We start from the raw sequence: 16274 nt of genomic DNA on the forward strand, positions 1-16274 counted from the left end.
TTCCGTTTTTTATTGGACTATAATAGGTTGGTATAAAGCCTTCTGTAAGAATAACAATTAGAAAGTTTAGAAAGTAAGGACTTAGAATATTTGTAGTCAAAAATACAATGTTGCTATTCCTTGCGATAGGGAGATAGATATGGCAATGATAGAAGTGGAACATCTTCAGAAAAATTTTGTGAAGACTGTTAAGGAACCAGGCTTGAAAGGGGCTTTGCGCTCCTTTATTCATCCTGAAAAGCAGACCTTTGAAGCGGTCAAGGATTTGACTTTTGAGGTACCCAAGGGCCAAATTCTAGGTTTTATCGGCGCAAATGGTGCTGGGAAGTCAACAACCATCAAAATGCTGACAGGGATTTTAAAACCGACATCTGGTTTTTGTCGGATTAACGGCAAGATTCCGCAGGACAATCGTCAGGATTATGTTAAAGATATTGGTGTGGTCTTTGGACAACGTACCCAGCTATGGTGGGATTTGGCTCTGCAAGAGACCTATACGGTCTTAAAAGAGATTTACGATGTGCCGGACTCGCTCTTTCATAAACGCATGGACTTTTTGAATGAAGTCTTGGATTTGAAGGACTTTATCAAAGACCCCGTGCGGACTCTTTCACTGGGGCAACGGATGCGGGCGGATATTGCGGCTTCCTTGCTCCACAATCCTAAAGTTCTCTTTTTAGATGAGCCGACCATTGGTTTGGACGTTTCGGTCAAGGACAACATTCGTCGGGCTATTACCCAGATCAATCAGGAGGAAGAAACAACTATCCTCTTGACCACTCACGACCTGAGCGACATTGAGCAACTCTGTGATCGAATTTTTATGATTGATAAGGGGCAAGAGATTTTTGATGGAACGGTTAGCCAGCTCAAGGAGACCTTTGGCAAGATGAAGACTCTTTCCTTTGAACTGCTACCAGGTCAAAGTCATCTCCTTTCTCACTATGAAGGCCTGCCTGATATGACCATTGATAGACAAGGAAATAGCCTCAATATTGAATTTGATAGTTCCCGCTACCAGTCAGCTGATATTATCAAGCAAACCCTGTCTGATTTTGAAATTCGCGATTTGAAGATGTTGGATACGGATATTGAGGATATTATCCGTCGCTTCTACCGAAAGGAGCTCTAAGATGGTCAAATTGTGGAGACGTTATAAACCCTTTATCAATGCAGGGATTCAGGAGTTGATTACCTATCGAGTCAACTTTCTACTTTATCGGATTGGGGATGTTATGGGAGCTTTTGTTGCTTTCTATCTCTGGAAGGCTGTCTTTGATTCCTCGCAAGAATCTTTGATTCAGGGCTTTAGTATGGCAGACATCACCCTATACATCATCATGAGCTTTGTGACTAATCTTTTGACTAGGTCGGACAGCTCCTTTATGATCGGGGAGGAGGTCAAGGATGGTTCCATTATCATGCGCTTGTTGCGACCAGTGCATTTTGCGGCCTCTTATCTCTTTACGGAGCTTGGTTCCAAGTGGTTGATTTTTATCTCTGTTGGACTGCCATTTTTAAGTGTCATTGTCTTGATGAAAATCTTATCAGGACAAGGAATTGTAGAATTGCTGGGCTTAACCATCCTTTATCTTTTTAGCTTAACTCTAGCCTACCTAATCAACTTTTTCTTTAATATCTGCTTTGGATTTTCAGCCTTTGTCTTTAAAAATCTATGGGGTTCCAATCTACTCAAGACTTCTATAGTGGCCTTTATGTCTGGAAGTCTGATTCCCTTGGCTTTCTTTCCAAAGATTGTTTCTGATATTTTGTCCTTCTTGCCTTTTTCATCTTTGATTTATACTCCAGTTATGATCATTGTTGGGAAATACGATGCCAGTCAGATTCTTCAAGCACTCTTGCTACAGTTCTTCTGGCTCATAGTGATGGTGGGCTTGTCTCAGTTGATATGGAAACGAGTCCAGTCCTTTATCACTATTCAAGGAGGTTAGTATGAAAAAATATCAACGCATGCATTTGATTTTTATCAGACAATACATCAAGCAAATCATGGAATACAAGGTCGATTTTGTGGTGGGCGTGTTAGGAGTTTTTCTGACTCAAGGCCTGAACCTCTTGTTTCTCAATGTGCTCTTTCAACACATTCCTTCCTTAGAAGGCTGGACTTTTCAAGAAATCGCCTTTATCTATGGATTTTCCTTAATTCCCAAGGGACTAGATCATCTCTTTTTTGACAATCTCTGGGCTCTGGGGCAACGTTTGGTGCGAAAAGGAGAGTTTGACAAGTACCTGACGCGTCCTATCAATCCTCTTTTTCACATCTTGGTTGAGACCTTTCAGATTGATGCCTTGGGCGAACTATTGGTCGGTGGTATTTTGTTAGCGACCACAGTGTCTAGCATTGGTTGGACTCTTCCAAAATTCCTGATTTTTCTAGTCTGTATTCCTTTTGCGACCTTAATCTATACTTCCTTGAAAATCGCGACTGCCAGCATCGCTTTTTGGACCAAGCAGTCAGGTGCCATGATTTATATTTTCTATATGTTTAATGATTTTGCCAAGTACCCGATTTCCATTTACAATTCGCTCCTTCGTTGGTTGATTAGCTTTATCGTACCTTTCGCCTTTACAGCCTACTATCCTGCCAGCTATTTCTTGCAGGATAAAGACGGGCTCTTTAACATTGGTGGGTTGATTTTGATTTCCCTTGTTTTCTTTGTTATTTCTTTAAAACTCTGGGACAGGGGCTTGGACGCTTACGAAAGTGCGGGTTCGTAAGATATAAAATAGGATGAGATTTAAACATTAAATATGTTACAAACAACCGTTGAAAATTATAGCGGTTGTTTTTGCATGTTTATTAAGGCATATATTCTATCCATACCCCTTTTTGCGATTTTGGTAATTATTCCAGTTGATTGCTACTATTTTTGATGGTGTGAATGTGCTGATAATGTATCCCAGTTAACTACGAAAGTTTTGGGTTTATATTTTTTAATGTACATTAAAAAAAAAATTAATGCGTGTTAATTTTTCTTGACTTAAAATTTTTTAATTGATATACTATTTTTCAGAGAGCTAACAATTATATATAAATGTACTACTCTATCCCACTAGATAATACGTCATAAAACTTTTTATAACAAAGGCTAGCAAGGTTAAAGTTTTCTATCTATTGGGTTTAAAATAAAAAATGAAGGAATTATAATGAAAAAAAGTACGGTATTGTCATTAACTACTGCTGCAGTTATTTTAGCAGCATATGCCCCCAATGAGGTAATTTTAGCAGATGCACCTAGTTCTGAAGATGCTTTAAGAATTTCTGATAAAGAAAAAGTAGTAGCAGATGCACCTAGTTCTGAAGATGCTTTAAAAATTTCTGGTAAAGAAAAAGTAGTAGCAGATAAAGAAACAGAAAAAAATGAACAATCTGAAGAACTTCATAATGTTATAGAAACTTCAAAGGATACTGAGGAGAAGAAGACAACAGTTATTGAGGAAAAAGAGGTTGTTAGTAGAAAGTCTGAGATAGACAAAAAAACTAGTAACGAAGGAGCAAGTATCAAAGAAGACTCCAAGCAACCCAAAGGAGATAATGCAGACTCGTCTGTAAGTAAGGACACGGAAAGTCCCAAAAAAGAAGATAAACTTGTCTATATTGCTGAATTTAAAGATAAAGAATCTGGAGAAAAAATAATTAAGGAACTATCAAAACTGAAGGACACAAAAGTTTTATATACCTATAATACGATTTTTAATGGCACCGCAATTGAAACAACTCCAGATAATTTGGACAAAATTAAACAAATAGAAGGTGTTTCATCGGTTGAACGATCACAAAAAGTTCAACCAATGATGAATCATGCCAGAAAGGAAATTGGAGTTGAGGAAGCTATTGATTACCTAAAGTCTATTAATGCTCCATTTGGAAAAAATTTTGATGGTAGAGGTATGGTCATTTCAAATATCGATACTGGAACAGATTATAGGCATAAGGCTATGAGGATCGATGATGATGCCAAAGACTCAATGAAATTTAAAAAAGAAGACTTAAAAGGCACTGATAAAAATTATTGGTTGAGTGATAAAATCCCTCATGCGTTCAATTATTATAATGGTGGTAAAATCACTGTAGAAAAATATGATGATGGTAGGGATTATTTTGACCCACATGGGATGCATATTGCAGGGATTCTTGCTGGAAATGATACTGAAAAAGATATCAAGAACTTTAATGGCATAGATGGAATTGCGCCTAATGCACAAATTTTCTCTTATAAAATGTACTCTGACGCAGGATCTGGGTTTGCGGGTGATGAAACAATGTTTCATGCTATTGAAGATTCGATCAAACACAATGTCGATGTTGTTTCGGTATCATCTGGCTTTACGGGAACAGGTCTTGTAGGCGAGAAATATTGGGAGGCTATTAGAGCATTAAGAAAAGCAGGAATCCCAATGGTTGTTGCTACAGGTAACTTTGCGACTTCTGCTTCAAGTTCTTCTTGGGATTTAGTAGCAAATAATAATCTGAAAATGACAGATACTGGAAATGTAACACGAACTGCCGCACATGAAGATGCGATAGCGGTCGCTTCTGCTAAGAATCAAACCATTGAGTTTGATAAGGTTAACATTGGAGGACAAAGTTTTAAATACAGAAATATAGGGGCTTTTTTCGATAAAAATAAAATCCTAACAAATGAGGATGGGTCAAAAACTCCAAATACATTAAAATTTGTATATATAGGCAAAGGTCAAGACCAAGATTTGATAGGATTGGATCTTAAGGGCAAAATTGCAGTAATGGATAGAATTTATACCAAGGATTTAAAAGATGCTTTTAAAAGAGCTATGGATAAAGGCGCACGTGCCATTATGGTTGTAAATACTGTAAATTACTACAATAGAGATAATTGGACAGACCTTCCAGCTATGGGATATGAAGCGGATGAAGGGACTAAAAGTCAAGTATTTTCAATTTCAGGAGATGATGGTGTAAAATTATGGAACATGATTAACCCTGATAAAAAAACTGAAGTCAAAAGAAATAATAAGGAAGATTTTAAAGATAACTTAGAACAATACTATCCAATTGATATGGAAAGCTATAATTCTAATAAACCGAATGTAGGTGATGAAAAAGAAATTGACTTTAATTTTGCACCTGACACAGACAAAGAACTTTATAAAGAAGATATTATAGTTCCAGCAGGGTCTACATCTTGGGGGCCAAGAACAGATTTGCTTTTAAAACCGGATGTTTCAGCACCTGGTAAAAATATTAAATCTACTCTAAATGTTATCAATGGTAAATCTACTTATGGTTATATGTCAGGAACTAGCATGGCAACTCCAATCGTAGCAGCTTCTACTGTTTTGATTCGACCAAAATTAAAGGAATTGCTTGAAAGACCTGTCTTGAAAAATCTTAAGGGAGATGACAAAATAGACCTTACAAGTCTTACAAAAATAGCCCTACAAAATACTGCAAGACCTATGATGGACGCAACTTCTTGGAAAGAAAAAAGCCAATACTTTGCATCACCTAGACAGCAGGGAGCGGGGCTAATTAATGTTGCCAATGCTTTGAGAAATGAAGTCGTAGCGACTTTCAAAAACACGGATTCTAAAGGTTTGGTAAACTCTTATGGTTCCATTTCTCTTAAAGAAATAAAAGGTGATAAAAAATACTTTACAATCAAGCTTCACAATACCTCAAATAGACCTTTAACCTTTAAAGTTTCAGCATCAACTGTAACTACAGATGCTCTAACTGATAGGCTAAAACTCGATGAAACATATAAAGATGAAAAATCTCCGGACGGGAAGCAAATTGTTCCAGAAATTCACCCAGAAAAAGTCAAAGGAGCAAATATCACATTTGAGCATGACACTTTCACTATAGGTCCAAATTCCAGCTTTGATTTAAATGCGGTTATAAATGTTGGAGAGGCTAAAAACAAAAATAAATTTGTAGAATCATTTATTCATTTTGAGTCAGTGGAAGAAATGGAAGCTCTAAACTCCAACGGGAAGAAAACAAATTTCCAACCATCTCTATCGATGCCTCTAATGGGATTTGCTGGGAATTGGAACCACGAACCAATACTTGATAAATGGGCCTGGGAAGAAGGGTCAAAATCAAAAGCGATGGAAGGTTATGATGACGATGGTAAACCAAAAATTCCAGGTACCTTAAATAAGGGAATTGGTGGAGAACATGGTATAGATAAATTTAATCCAGCAGGAGTTATCCAAAATAGAAAAGATAAAAATACAACATCCCTAGATCAAAATCCAGAATTATTTGCTTTCAATAACGAAGGAATCAACGCACCTTCATCAAGTGGCTCTAATATTGCTAAAATCTATCCTTTAGATTCAAATGGAAATCCTCAAGATGCTCAACTTGAGAGAGGATTAACGCCTTCTCCACTTGTATTAAGAAGTGCAGAAGAAGGGGTGATTTCAATAGTAAATACAAATAAAGAAGGAGAAAATCAAAAAGACTTAAAAGTCATTTCGAGAGAACACTTTATTAAAGGAATTTTAAACTCTAAAAGAAATGATGCAAAGGGCATTAAATCTTCTAAGCTAAAAGTTTGGGGTGACTTGAAATGGGATGGACTCATTTATAACCCTAGAGGTAGAGAAGAAAATGCCCCAGAAAGTAATGACAAAAAAGATCCTGCTACTAAGATACGAGGACAATTTGAACCGATTGCGGAAGGCCAATATTTCTATAAATTTAAATATAGATTAACCAAGGATTACCCATGGCAGGTTTCTTATATTCCTGTAAAAATTGATAACACCCCTCCAAAGATTGTTTCAATTGATTTTTCAAACCCTGGAAAAATTAAGTTAATTACAAAGGATACTTATCACAAGGTCAAAGAGCAATATAAGAATGAAACGCTATTTGCGAGAGATCAAAAAGAACATCCTGAAAAATTTGACGAGATTGCCAACGAAGTTTGGTATGCTGGGGCCGCTCTTGTTAATGAAGATGGAGAGGTTGAGAAAAATCTTGAAGTCACTTATGCAGGTGAGGGTCAAGGACGAAATAGAAAACTTGACAAAGACGGAAATACCATTTATGAAATTAAAGGTGCAGGAGATTTAAGAGGAAAAATCATTGAAGTGATTGCATTAGACGGTTCTAGCAATTTCACAAAGATTCATAGAATTAAATTTGCTGATCATGCTGATAAAAATGGGATGATTTCCTATTATCTAGTAGATCCTGATCAAGATTCATCTAAATACCAAAAGCTTGGCGAGATTTCCGAATCTAAATTTAAAAATTTAGAAAATAGAAAAGAGGATAGTCTTAAAAAAGATACAACTGAAGTAGAACATCATCAAGAAAATGAAGAGGCTACCGAAGAAAAATCTAGCTTGACTATTCATAAAACTATTTCAACAATTAGAGATTTTGAAAGTAAAGACTTAAAGAAACTCATTAAAAAGAAATTCAGAGAAGTTGATGACTTTACAAGTGAAACTGGTAAGAGAATAGAGGAATACGATTATAAATACGATGATAAGGGAAATATCATTGCTTATGACGATGGTAGTGCCTTAGAATATGAAACTGAAAAACTTGATGAAATCAAATCAAAAATTTATGGCATTCTAAACCCATCTAAAGATGGACACTTTGAAATTCTTGGAAAGATCAGTAATGTTTCTAAAAATGCCAAGGTATACTATGGAAATAACTATAAATCGATAGAAATCAAAACGACCAAGTATGATTCCCATTCAAAAACGATGACATTTGATTTATACGCTAATATTAATGATATTGTGGATGGATTAGCTTTTGCAGGAGATATGAGGTTTTTTGTCAAAGATGATGGTCAGATAAAAGCTGAAACTAAAATTAGAATGCCTGAAAAAAATAAGGAAACTAAAGCAGAATATCCGTATGCATCAAGTTATGGGAATGTAATAGAATTAGGAGAAGGAGATCTTTCAAAAAATAAACCAAATAATTTAACGGACATGGAATCTGGTAAAATCTATTCTGATTCAGAAAAACAACAATATCTATTAAAGGATAACATCATTCTGAGAAAAGGCTATGCACTAAAAGTGACTACCTATAATCCTGGAAAAACGGATATGTTAGAAGGGAATGGAGTCTATAACAAGGAAGATATAGCAAAAATCCAAAAGGCCAATCCTAATCTAAGAGTTTTATCAGAAACAACAATTTATGCTGATAGTAGAAATGTTGAAGATGGAAGAAGTACTCAATCAGTATTAATGTCGGCTTTGGACGGCTTTAACATTGTAAGGTATCAAGTGTTTACATTTAAAATGAATGATAAAGGGGAGGCAATCGATAACGATGGAAATCTTGTGACAGATCCTTCTAAACTTGTATTATTTGGTAAGGATGGTAAAGAGTACACAGGAGAGGATAAGTCCAATGTAGAAGCTATAAAAGAAGATGGCTCTACGTTATTTATTGATGCAAAACCAGTAAACCTCTCAATGGACAAGAACTACTTTAATCCATCTAAAACTAATAAAATTTATGTACGAAATCCAGAATTTTATTTAAGAGGTAAGATTTCTGATAAGGGTGGTTTTAACTGGGAGTTGAGAGTTAATGAATCGGTTGTAGATAATTATTTAATCTACGGAGATTTACACATTGATAACACTAGAGATTTTAACATTAAGCTTAATGTTAAAGACGGTGACATCATGGACTGGGGGATGAAAGACTATAAAGCAAACGGATTCCCAGATAAGGTAACAGATATGGATGGAAATGTTTATCTTCAAACTGGCTATAGCGATTTGAATGCGAAAGCGGTTGGAGTACATTATCAATTTTTATATGATAATGTCAAACCAGAAGTAAAGATTGATCCAAAAGGAAATACTAGTATCGAATATGCTAATGGAAAATCTGTAGTCTTTAACATCAATGATAAAAGAAATAATGGATTCGATGGTGAGATTCAAGAACAACATATTTATGTTAATGGAAAAGAATACAAATCATTTGATGATATTAAACAACTAACAGATAAGACACTAAACATTAAGATTGTTGTAAAAGATTTCGCAAGAAATACAACCGTAAAAGAATTCATTTTAAACAAAGATACGGGAGAGGTAAGCGAATTAAAACCTCATACGGTGACTGTGACAATTCAAAATGGAAAAGAAATGAGTTCAACGATAGTGTCGGAAGAAGATTTTATGTTACCTGTCTATATGGGTGAATTAGAAAAAGGATACCAATTTGATGGTTGGGAAATTTCTGGTTTCGAAGGGAAAAAAGACGCTGGCTATGTTCTTAATCTATCAAAAGATACCTTTATAAAACCTGTATTCAAGAAAATAGAGGAGAAAAAGGAGGAGGAAAATAAACCTACTTTTGATGTATCGAAAAAGAAAGAAAAAACACAATCTAATTCAACTAATGATGTCAACAGTATTGTTTCTGATGAAAATGATAAAAACTTTGAAATTAACAAGAACATTTATCTAAATGAACAAGGAAACTTAACTAATAAAAATACCAACATCAATAGTAAATCAACTAGTAACAATCCTAATGAGTTGCCAAAAACCGGAACAGCAAGCGGAGCCCAGACACTATTAGCTGCCGGAATCATGTTTATAGTAGGAGCTTTTCTTGGATTGAAGAGAAAAAATAAAGATTAAGACAAAAGCTATAGAAAAAATGGTTTATGTACTGAGATTAGATAGTGAGGTGATGACATAGTTTTGTGAAAGTATTGATTTATAAATATATTATTTAGATTTCTATGAAAATGGGAGATTTAATAGAGATATATGTAAAAGCCTTGTCTCAGGACAGGCTTTTTCTAATGGAGATAAAAATTTCTTGACATCTATTCTCAGAGTGCTATACTAAAAGGGTAATCGCCGATTTAGCTCAGTTGGTAGAGCAACGCACTCGTAACGCGTAGGTCACAGGTTCAAGCCCTGCAATCGGCAGAATCAAGAAGTCCAAACGGGCTTCTTTTTTTGTAAATATAGGAAAGGTGGAACGTTTGAGATAGGTTCTATTTAACGTCAGAAACTCCTACTTATAAATTAAAACTAAAATTTATATTTTGTGGTATAATATATTTTAATAAGCACTTGTTTTCGTTCCGTTTTAGTGGACTATAGGCTGTTAATCATTCTAGATTTTTTTTGCATAGGTTTTCTAAAAATTATAAAATCCGTGGATAATAACGAATGAAGTCTAGCAAGCTTGGCTGAATGTAAATCAAAAAGGAGAAAATTATGAATAAGAAAGAATGGGTAAGACAATTTGAGGAGGCGAATGGCCGCAAGCCGACTGCATCAGAATTGGCAGAGGCGCAGTCAACTAAAAAGTTTGCGAGAGGAACTAGAAATATTAAAATCTATATTGGCCTAACACTCGCTACTTCAGTCACTCTCATCTTGGTAAGTATTTTTTCAAATTCTTTGATCGGAAAGAAAGAGTCAAACCAAGCATCGTCTGCTGTTTCAACTACAGTGACAACAAGTCAAGCGTCTACAAGCCAAGGAAAAACGGATGAGACTGATAAGGATAAACAAGAGGAAATTCAGAAACTCAAGGATCAACTGACTGCTTTAGATACCAAAATTACGGAAGCAGAAGCACTTGTTAGCAAGTTCAAGAAAGAAACTGCTGTTCCAAAATTAGATATTGAAGCAATCAAGAACAATGATTTGTCTAGTTTAGAAGGCACTTGGCGTAGTCAATCTGGTAATGAATACATTATTAATGATTCTGGAGAAGTAGATGCGACTTGGTTTACAAATGATCAAAAGTACGAATCTCTAGTTGGATTAAAGGTTTCAAAAGGTCAAGATAGTCGTAACCCTGAGACAGCGTCTATCAGTGCGTGGGTAAAAGATTCTGTTGCTGGAGGATTTGTAGTAGTTGCTGTTCCAAGTGGAGTTGTTATGCAACCTGCTGATGATGGAAAGATTACGGATAAAAGCAATCATGCTGAAGAAAGACTACTTTCGGGCCAAGATTATGGGTCTATGTTAATGAAACCAGAAGATGTTTATTATCGTGTGAAACCAGATACCAGTAAACTTGAGGAAGCAGAAAAGAACTTAGCTCAACTGCAAGCAGATCGTGAAGCAATCAAATCTTCTCTAGAGTCAAAGGAAAAGAAAAACTAGATGGTATTCGTTCAAAAATACTGTTACAATCAGCAAAATCAAGAAGCCCATTAGGACTTCTTTTTCTTTTATCACCACTATTCAACCACATAGACAGAGATATTGACCAGATAGGCAAAAGGTCTTGTTCTTGAGAAATTCCTCTGCTATAATGATTTTTGTAAGGGACGTGAGAGGTCAGTATCAGACAACTCAAGTCAATTAAAAAGAAAATGGAGACAAAAAAATGAAAAAATTATTGGGACTTGTATTTTTAGTAGCAGCAGCGCTAGTATTGTATTTCGGATCTGTTGGATGGCCAAGTTTGGATGTCAACCTCTGGTCACTGATTCCAGTTGGCTTATTCCTCTATTTCACTCTAGAAAATCTTTTGAAAAAAGACTATAAGGCTAGTCTGATGTGCTTGATCATTGCCTTTATCATTGCAAATGCTATTTTTGATCTCTTGCCAATTTCAAGTGGTTTGGTGATTGGTGCCGGTGTGCTAGCTTGTGTGGGAATTGGATTTCTCTTTCCTGATAAGGATAAAAAAGAAGATAAATAAAAAGTCTCGAGATTTCTCGAGACTTTTTTTACTGACCAGCGTAATATTTTTGGATCCCTTTCACAATACCTGCGACCAGTTTATCTTGGTAGCGGCTATCTCTGATTTGTTGGTTTTCGGAGAAATTATCCATATATCCAAGCTCTAGGAGGACAGCTGGTTTGGCTGTTTCGCGTAGGACGGCATAGCTACTCTCCAACAGGCCAGCATCCTTGGCCCCTGTTTCTGCTAGAAGAGAGGAGTGGATGGCAGCGGCGAGGCGTTTGCTTTCACTCATACGATCTGGGTGATTGTGCCAGTATTTATTAATCTTACTTGGATAATCAGGTTCATCGCTATAGGAGTAGGTTTGAATACCGCTCGCTTTTGAATATGCGCTTCCAGTTGCATTGAAGTGGATACTGATAAAAATGTCAGAGTTGGTCTTATTAACCATACGAGAACGTTCGGTAACAAAATCAACGTCAATATCACTATCACGAGAAGTGAGGACCTTGTAGCCCAGTTCTTCTAACTTAGTACGAAGCTTACGGTAAATCTGCATGTTGAGATCTTTTTCAGCTACATTGTAGTAAAAAGCTCCTGAATCTCGACCACCATGCCCAGGATCTAGGAAAATGGTATTGCTGTATAGGCCTTTTGTAAATCCGCCTTCAGTTGAAACTTCAGAAATCCATTGGCCGTATTTTTGGAACAGGTGTTCCTTACCGTCTATCTTGTAAGTTCCTGAAACATAATGTCCATTATCATCTAGGTAGTAGCGTGCTTTGTCAGAGTTATCGTAAATCCATTCGCTCTTTGCCATGTAACCACCTGACTTGAGGTAGTATGCTCCAATCCACTCCTGATTTGCATAACGGCCATCCGCTTTTAGATAGAACCAGCTCTTGTAGGCTTTATCAAAGATCCACTCTTTTTCCGCCATGGCTCCACTGGTTTTGAGGTAGTAGCTTCCCTTCCATTTGTCTGCTAACATTCCACCATTCTGGTCAAATGAGTACCAGGAACCCTGAATCTTTTGCCAGTTTTCTTGGACATATCTCCCTGAACTGCTGGCATAGAACCAAGTATCCTTGATTTTGACCCAGTTGTTTTCGGCCATAGCTCCACTCTGGTTAAAGAGGTAGCCCTTGAAGGTTGTCGCACTCAACATTCCACCGTCTTTGTCAAAGTAGTACCAAGAACCGTTGATTTTCTCCCATTTATCCTGTGAGATTTTTCCAGAAGGAGCGACATAATACCAAATTTGGTCTAATTTAGTCCAGCCCTTTTCTGCCATAGCTCCGCTTTTTGTGAGCAGATAGCCGTCAACGGCAGTGTTGCTGAGCATACTTCCAATTTGGTCAAAATAGTACCAAGAGCCGTTAATTTTTTTCCAGGTGTTCTGAGCAAGTCGTCCAGAGGAATCAGCATAATACCATTGATTGTCCAGTTTGGTCCAGCTATTTTCTATCATGACACCATCTTGGTCAAAGGCATAACCTTTGTAGACAGTAGAATGAAGACGATTACCATCTTGATCGAAGTAGTACCATTTGCCTTGGATTTGTTTCCAGTTCAAAGCAGGTTTATCATCTTGGTAAAAGCGCCAGTGATGATTTTCTTGGTACCATCCTTCTTTTTTGGGCTTGTCTTCTTGCACATCTACTTTCGGAAGCACCTCTGATTTAGAGTTTTTCTCAACACTCGATTCTTTCTTTTCTTCTTTGACAATTGCTTCCTTGACAGCAGATGTGGATTGAGTTGTGTTTTCTTCTCCTAAGACGGATGCGGGTGCTAATCCTGCGATTGAAAGGATTAAAGCACTGGTCAGTAGTATCTTTTTCACTTTTTATTTCCTAACTTTTTCTTTTTCCCTTTTTCATTTTTCTATTAATTATCGAATTGAACTTCTTCTAGTAGATACTCGATAAAGCGTTCGCCCATCTTAGACAGGCTGGTTTTTTCATGCTGGATATAGACTAGTTCAATCGGGTCGTCAATGTCCAGTGGAATGGAAACGATATTGTCTCCGTTGAGGTTACTGTTCAAAATCCCTGTTGCAATGGTGTAACCATCCAAACCAATCAAAAGGTTAAAGAGGGTGGCACGGTCACTGACAACAATGGATTTCTTGTGGTGCTCTTGTGAAAGAATCTCCTCTGAAAAGTAGAAGGAGTTGTGCGTCCCCTGATCATAACTCAGATAAGGAAAGTCTTCCAAATCAGCCAGTTTGACCTTGTCTTTTTTAGCTAGAGGGTTGGTCTTGCTAACAAAGATATGGGGTTGAGCGGTAAAGAGGTGGTGGGCTAGCAGGTGATTGTCATCTAGCATTTTCGTTAAAACATCGCGATTGTAGCTGTTTAAAAAGAGGACACCGACCTCGCTACGGAAGTTCTTGACGTCATCGATAATCTCCCAAGTCCGAGTTTCACGAAGGAAGAGCTCGTATTTTTCCATATCACTTTTCTTGAGCAAAGAGACAAAGGCATTGACTACAAAGGCATAGTGCTGAGAGGAAACGCTGAAAAGTTCGCGGTGGGCGATAGGATTTTTATAGCGTTCCTCCAGAAGCTGAGTTTGCTCAACGACCTGACGGGCATAGGAGAGAAACTCCATCCCATCACGGGTTAAGGTAATGCCCTTGGGATTGCGGATAAAGATTTCAATGCCCATTTCATTTTCCAAGTCTCGAACGGCATTAGAGAGACTGGGTTGGGTAATAAAGAGTTGCTTGGCTGCCTCATTCATAGAGCCAGTTTCGACGATTTTGATAATATAGTGTAGTTGTTGAATTCTCATGTTTTTATTGTACCATACTTGCGGAAGAATGGGCAATGAAGACGAAGAAAATAGGGGGAAAGAGCCGGTCCAGTATTGAAAAAAACTCCAAAATCTGTTAGAATGGAAGCTATGAAAACATTCTATGATGTGCAGCAATTTCTCAAACAGTTTGGCATTATTGTTTACATGGGGAAGCGTTTGTATGATATTGAACTGATGAAGCTCGAACTCTCTCGGATCTATGATGCAGGTCTGATGGACAAGCTAGACTATCTAGAGGCGGAAGCTGTTCTTCGTAGAGAGCACAAGATAGAATTAGACTACATAGAGAAAAATGGAGATAAGAACTTATGACAATTTGGTTTTTGTGGGGAATCGTACTAGCGATGGCAGCATGGATGGGGTATAACTACCTTCGTATTCGTCGTGCGGCTAAGATTGTGGATAATGCAGAATTTGAAGCCTTGATTCGGAAAGGGCAATTGATTGACATCCGTGAACCAGCAGAATTTCACAGAAAACATATCCTCGGAGCTCGCAATATTCCTTCAAATCAGTTGAAGTCAAGCCTTGCAGCCCTTCGTAAGGATAAACCTGTCCTTCTCTATGAAAACCAACGCGGACAAGGAGTGACCAATGCAGCACTTTATTTGAAAAAACAAGGTTTTTCTGAGATTTATATCCTTTCTTATGGATTGGATTCTTGGAACGGGAAAGTCAAGACTAGCTAACATTCTGTTAAAAACTGTCGAATGATAGATAAAGCTTGCATTTTATGGTATCATCATTTATATTAATTTTAAGGAGATTTTATAATATGAATTCACAACAAAAGAAAAAACCTTCACTTATTTTAGGTATCTTATCTATCGTCCTTGGTTTGCTATCGCCAATAGTGGGTCTGATTTTAGGGATCATAGGATTGGTCTTGGCTTTTTCATACCAAAAAGAATCTGGACTGGACTATAAAACAGAAAAAATTCTCAATATCGTAGGACTTGTAGTTTCTGTTCTTAACTGGATTCTAGCAATCGCAATAGTTTTTAGATAAGTAAAAACAAAAAAAGCTTTAAACATAAAGCTTTTTTCTTTTATCCACTTTTCTCTAAGTAGTTTTTAATGATTTCCGATTCCTCTGGATTCAAGGGACGGTATTGCCCTTCTGCTAGTTCTGGGTCTAATGTAAAGTCACCGAATTGGATTCGTTTTAGGGCAGTCACCTTGACACCAACTGATAGAAACATCTTCTTGACTTGATGAAATTTGCCCTCAGAGATAGTGATGGAGGCCCGGCTCTCTGTTGGGCTTGCGGACAGAATTTCAAGCTGAGCAGGTTTACAAGTGGTCCCATCTAAAAAGACAATTCCATCCTTGAACTTTTGGATATGGTCTGACGTGAGCGGTCCGTTTACTACCACTTGATAGGATTTATCGACATGGTACTGGGGATGAAGGAGTTGGAAGCCAAGAGGTCCATTGTCTGTCAAAAGCAGCAGTCCCGTGGTATCGCGGTCTAATCTGCCGACAGCATAGAGCTGGTCAGACTGGATGTCAGGTGGGAGTAGGTCCATGACGGTTGGCAGTTTCTTATCCTTGCTAGCTGTAACGACTCCGTTTGGCTTATGAAGCATGAGATAGTTGTGCTCGTATCCTTGAATCTGCCGTCCTTGAAAGACTAGTTTTTGCAATCCTGTATCAACATTTTGGGCGAGGGAGCGAGCTGGATAATCATCCACTAGGATTTCTTTTTTTAACAGAGCCTGTTTCATAGCCTTGCGACTGACCATTTCTTGGGCTAATAATCTATCTAAACGCATAC

12 protein-coding genes and 1 tRNA gene are annotated in these 16274 nt (G+C 37.3%); 10 read left to right on the plus strand and 3 right to left on the minus strand.

Annotated features, from left to right (window positions below; all coding sequences use genetic code 11):
- The first annotated feature begins 139 nt into the window (after nt 1-139).
- The 7 genes from M1F63_RS02920 (at nt 140) to M1F63_RS02950 (ending at nt 11692) form a co-directional block, all read left to right on the plus strand.
- The gene (locus M1F63_RS02920; RefSeq protein WP_001240789.1) at nt 140-1132 is read left to right on the plus strand and encodes an ABC transporter ATP-binding protein; all 993 of its coding nucleotides are present in this window, start codon (nt 140-142) and stop codon (nt 1130-1132) included.
- A gap of 1 nt (nt 1133) precedes the next feature.
- Nucleotides 1134-1952, plus strand: a complete 819-nt coding sequence (locus M1F63_RS02925; RefSeq protein WP_000240154.1) for an ABC transporter permease — start codon at nt 1134-1136, stop codon at nt 1950-1952.
- 1 nt (nt 1953) lies between these two features.
- The gene (locus M1F63_RS02930; RefSeq protein ID WP_070696900.1) at nt 1954-2739 is read left to right on the plus strand and encodes an ABC transporter permease; all 786 of its coding nucleotides are present in this window, start codon (nt 1954-1956) and stop codon (nt 2737-2739) included.
- A 429-nt stretch (nt 2740-3168) separates the two neighbouring features.
- Entirely contained in the window at nt 3169-9657 is a 6489-nt protein-coding gene (locus M1F63_RS02935; protein WP_247940674.1) for a S8 family peptidase, read from the plus strand.
- 224 nt (nt 9658-9881) lie between these two features.
- Nucleotides 9882-9954 (plus strand) — tRNA-Thr (locus M1F63_RS02940).
- A gap of 294 nt (nt 9955-10248) precedes the next feature.
- Nucleotides 10249-11148 carry a DUF6287 domain-containing protein gene (locus M1F63_RS02945; protein WP_247940675.1) on the plus strand — a complete coding sequence of 300 codons (900 nt, stop codon included), beginning with the start codon at nt 10249-10251 and terminating at the stop codon, nt 11146-11148.
- A 226-nt stretch (nt 11149-11374) separates the two neighbouring features.
- A complete protein-coding gene (locus M1F63_RS02950; protein ID WP_247940676.1) occupies nt 11375-11692 on the plus strand; it encodes a hypothetical protein in 318 nt (105 codons plus the stop codon).
- A 28-nt stretch (nt 11693-11720) separates the two neighbouring features.
- On the opposite strand, the gene M1F63_RS02955 is transcribed toward M1F63_RS02950, so the two are convergent.
- Nucleotides 11721-13520 carry an N-acetylmuramoyl-L-alanine amidase gene (locus M1F63_RS02955; RefSeq protein WP_247940677.1) on the minus strand — a complete coding sequence of 600 codons (1800 nt, stop codon included), beginning with the start codon at nt 13518-13520 and terminating at the stop codon, nt 11721-11723.
- 44 nt (nt 13521-13564) lie between these two features.
- On the minus strand, nt 13565-14473 hold the full coding sequence (locus M1F63_RS02960; protein ID WP_001222578.1) for a LysR family transcriptional regulator: 909 nt from the start codon (nt 14471-14473) through the stop codon (nt 13565-13567).
- A gap of 102 nt (nt 14474-14575) precedes the next feature.
- Between M1F63_RS02960 and M1F63_RS02965 the strand changes: the two genes are divergently transcribed.
- From M1F63_RS02965 to M1F63_RS02975, 3 genes are all read left to right on the plus strand, one after another.
- The gene (locus tag M1F63_RS02965) at nt 14576-14809 is read left to right on the plus strand and encodes a YqgQ family protein (protein ID WP_044135604.1); all 234 of its coding nucleotides are present in this window, start codon (nt 14576-14578) and stop codon (nt 14807-14809) included.
- Nucleotides 14806-15186: a rhodanese-like domain-containing protein gene (locus M1F63_RS02970; protein ID WP_049518942.1), complete on the plus strand. Its 381-nt coding sequence runs from the start codon at nt 14806-14808 to the stop codon at nt 15184-15186. The genes M1F63_RS02965 and M1F63_RS02970 overlap by 4 nt, the downstream gene beginning before the upstream one ends.
- A gap of 86 nt (nt 15187-15272) precedes the next feature.
- Nucleotides 15273-15506 carry a hypothetical protein gene (locus M1F63_RS02975; RefSeq protein WP_001088138.1) on the plus strand — a complete coding sequence of 78 codons (234 nt, stop codon included), beginning with the start codon at nt 15273-15275 and terminating at the stop codon, nt 15504-15506.
- Nucleotides 15507-15546: 40 nt separating this feature from the next.
- On the opposite strand, the gene M1F63_RS02980 is transcribed toward M1F63_RS02975, so the two are convergent.
- Nucleotides 15547-16272 (minus strand): 16S rRNA pseudouridine(516) synthase, encoded by a 726-nt coding sequence (locus M1F63_RS02980; protein WP_247940678.1) that lies wholly within the window; start codon nt 16270-16272, stop codon nt 15547-15549.
- Nucleotides 16273-16274: the final 2 nt, after the last annotated feature.

It is taken from the genome of Streptococcus oralis (assembly GCF_023109155.1).
Classification (GTDB): Bacteria; Bacillota; Bacilli; order Lactobacillales; family Streptococcaceae; genus Streptococcus; species Streptococcus oralis_BZ.

Excerpts from the sequence above, each read along its gene's own strand:
- M1F63_RS02920 (WP_001240789.1), top strand. The coding sequence starts at position 140 with ATGGCAATGATAGAAGTGGAACATCTTCAGAAAAATTTTGTGAAGACT.
- M1F63_RS02925 (WP_000240154.1), top strand. The coding sequence starts at position 1,134 with ATGGTCAAATTGTGGAGACGTTATAAACCCTTTATCAATGCAGGGATT.
- M1F63_RS02930 (WP_070696900.1), top strand. The coding sequence starts at position 1,954 with ATGAAAAAATATCAACGCATGCATTTGATTTTTATCAGACAATACATC.
- M1F63_RS02935 (WP_247940674.1), top strand. The coding sequence starts at position 3,169 with ATGAAAAAAAGTACGGTATTGTCATTAACTACTGCTGCAGTTATTTTA.
- M1F63_RS02945 (WP_247940675.1), top strand. The coding sequence starts at position 10,249 with ATGAATAAGAAAGAATGGGTAAGACAATTTGAGGAGGCGAATGGCCGC.
- M1F63_RS02950 (WP_247940676.1), top strand. The coding sequence starts at position 11,375 with ATGAAAAAATTATTGGGACTTGTATTTTTAGTAGCAGCAGCGCTAGTA.
- M1F63_RS02960 (WP_001222578.1), bottom strand. The coding sequence starts at position 14,473 with ATGAGAATTCAACAACTACACTATATTATCAAAATCGTCGAAACTGGC.
- M1F63_RS02965 (WP_044135604.1), top strand. The coding sequence starts at position 14,576 with ATGGAAGCTATGAAAACATTCTATGATGTGCAGCAATTTCTCAAACAG.
- M1F63_RS02970 (WP_049518942.1), top strand. The coding sequence starts at position 14,806 with ATGACAATTTGGTTTTTGTGGGGAATCGTACTAGCGATGGCAGCATGG.
- M1F63_RS02975 (WP_001088138.1), top strand. The coding sequence starts at position 15,273 with ATGAATTCACAACAAAAGAAAAAACCTTCACTTATTTTAGGTATCTTA.
- M1F63_RS02980 (WP_247940678.1), bottom strand. The coding sequence starts at position 16,272 with ATGCGTTTAGATAGATTATTAGCCCAAGAAATGGTCAGTCGCAAGGCT.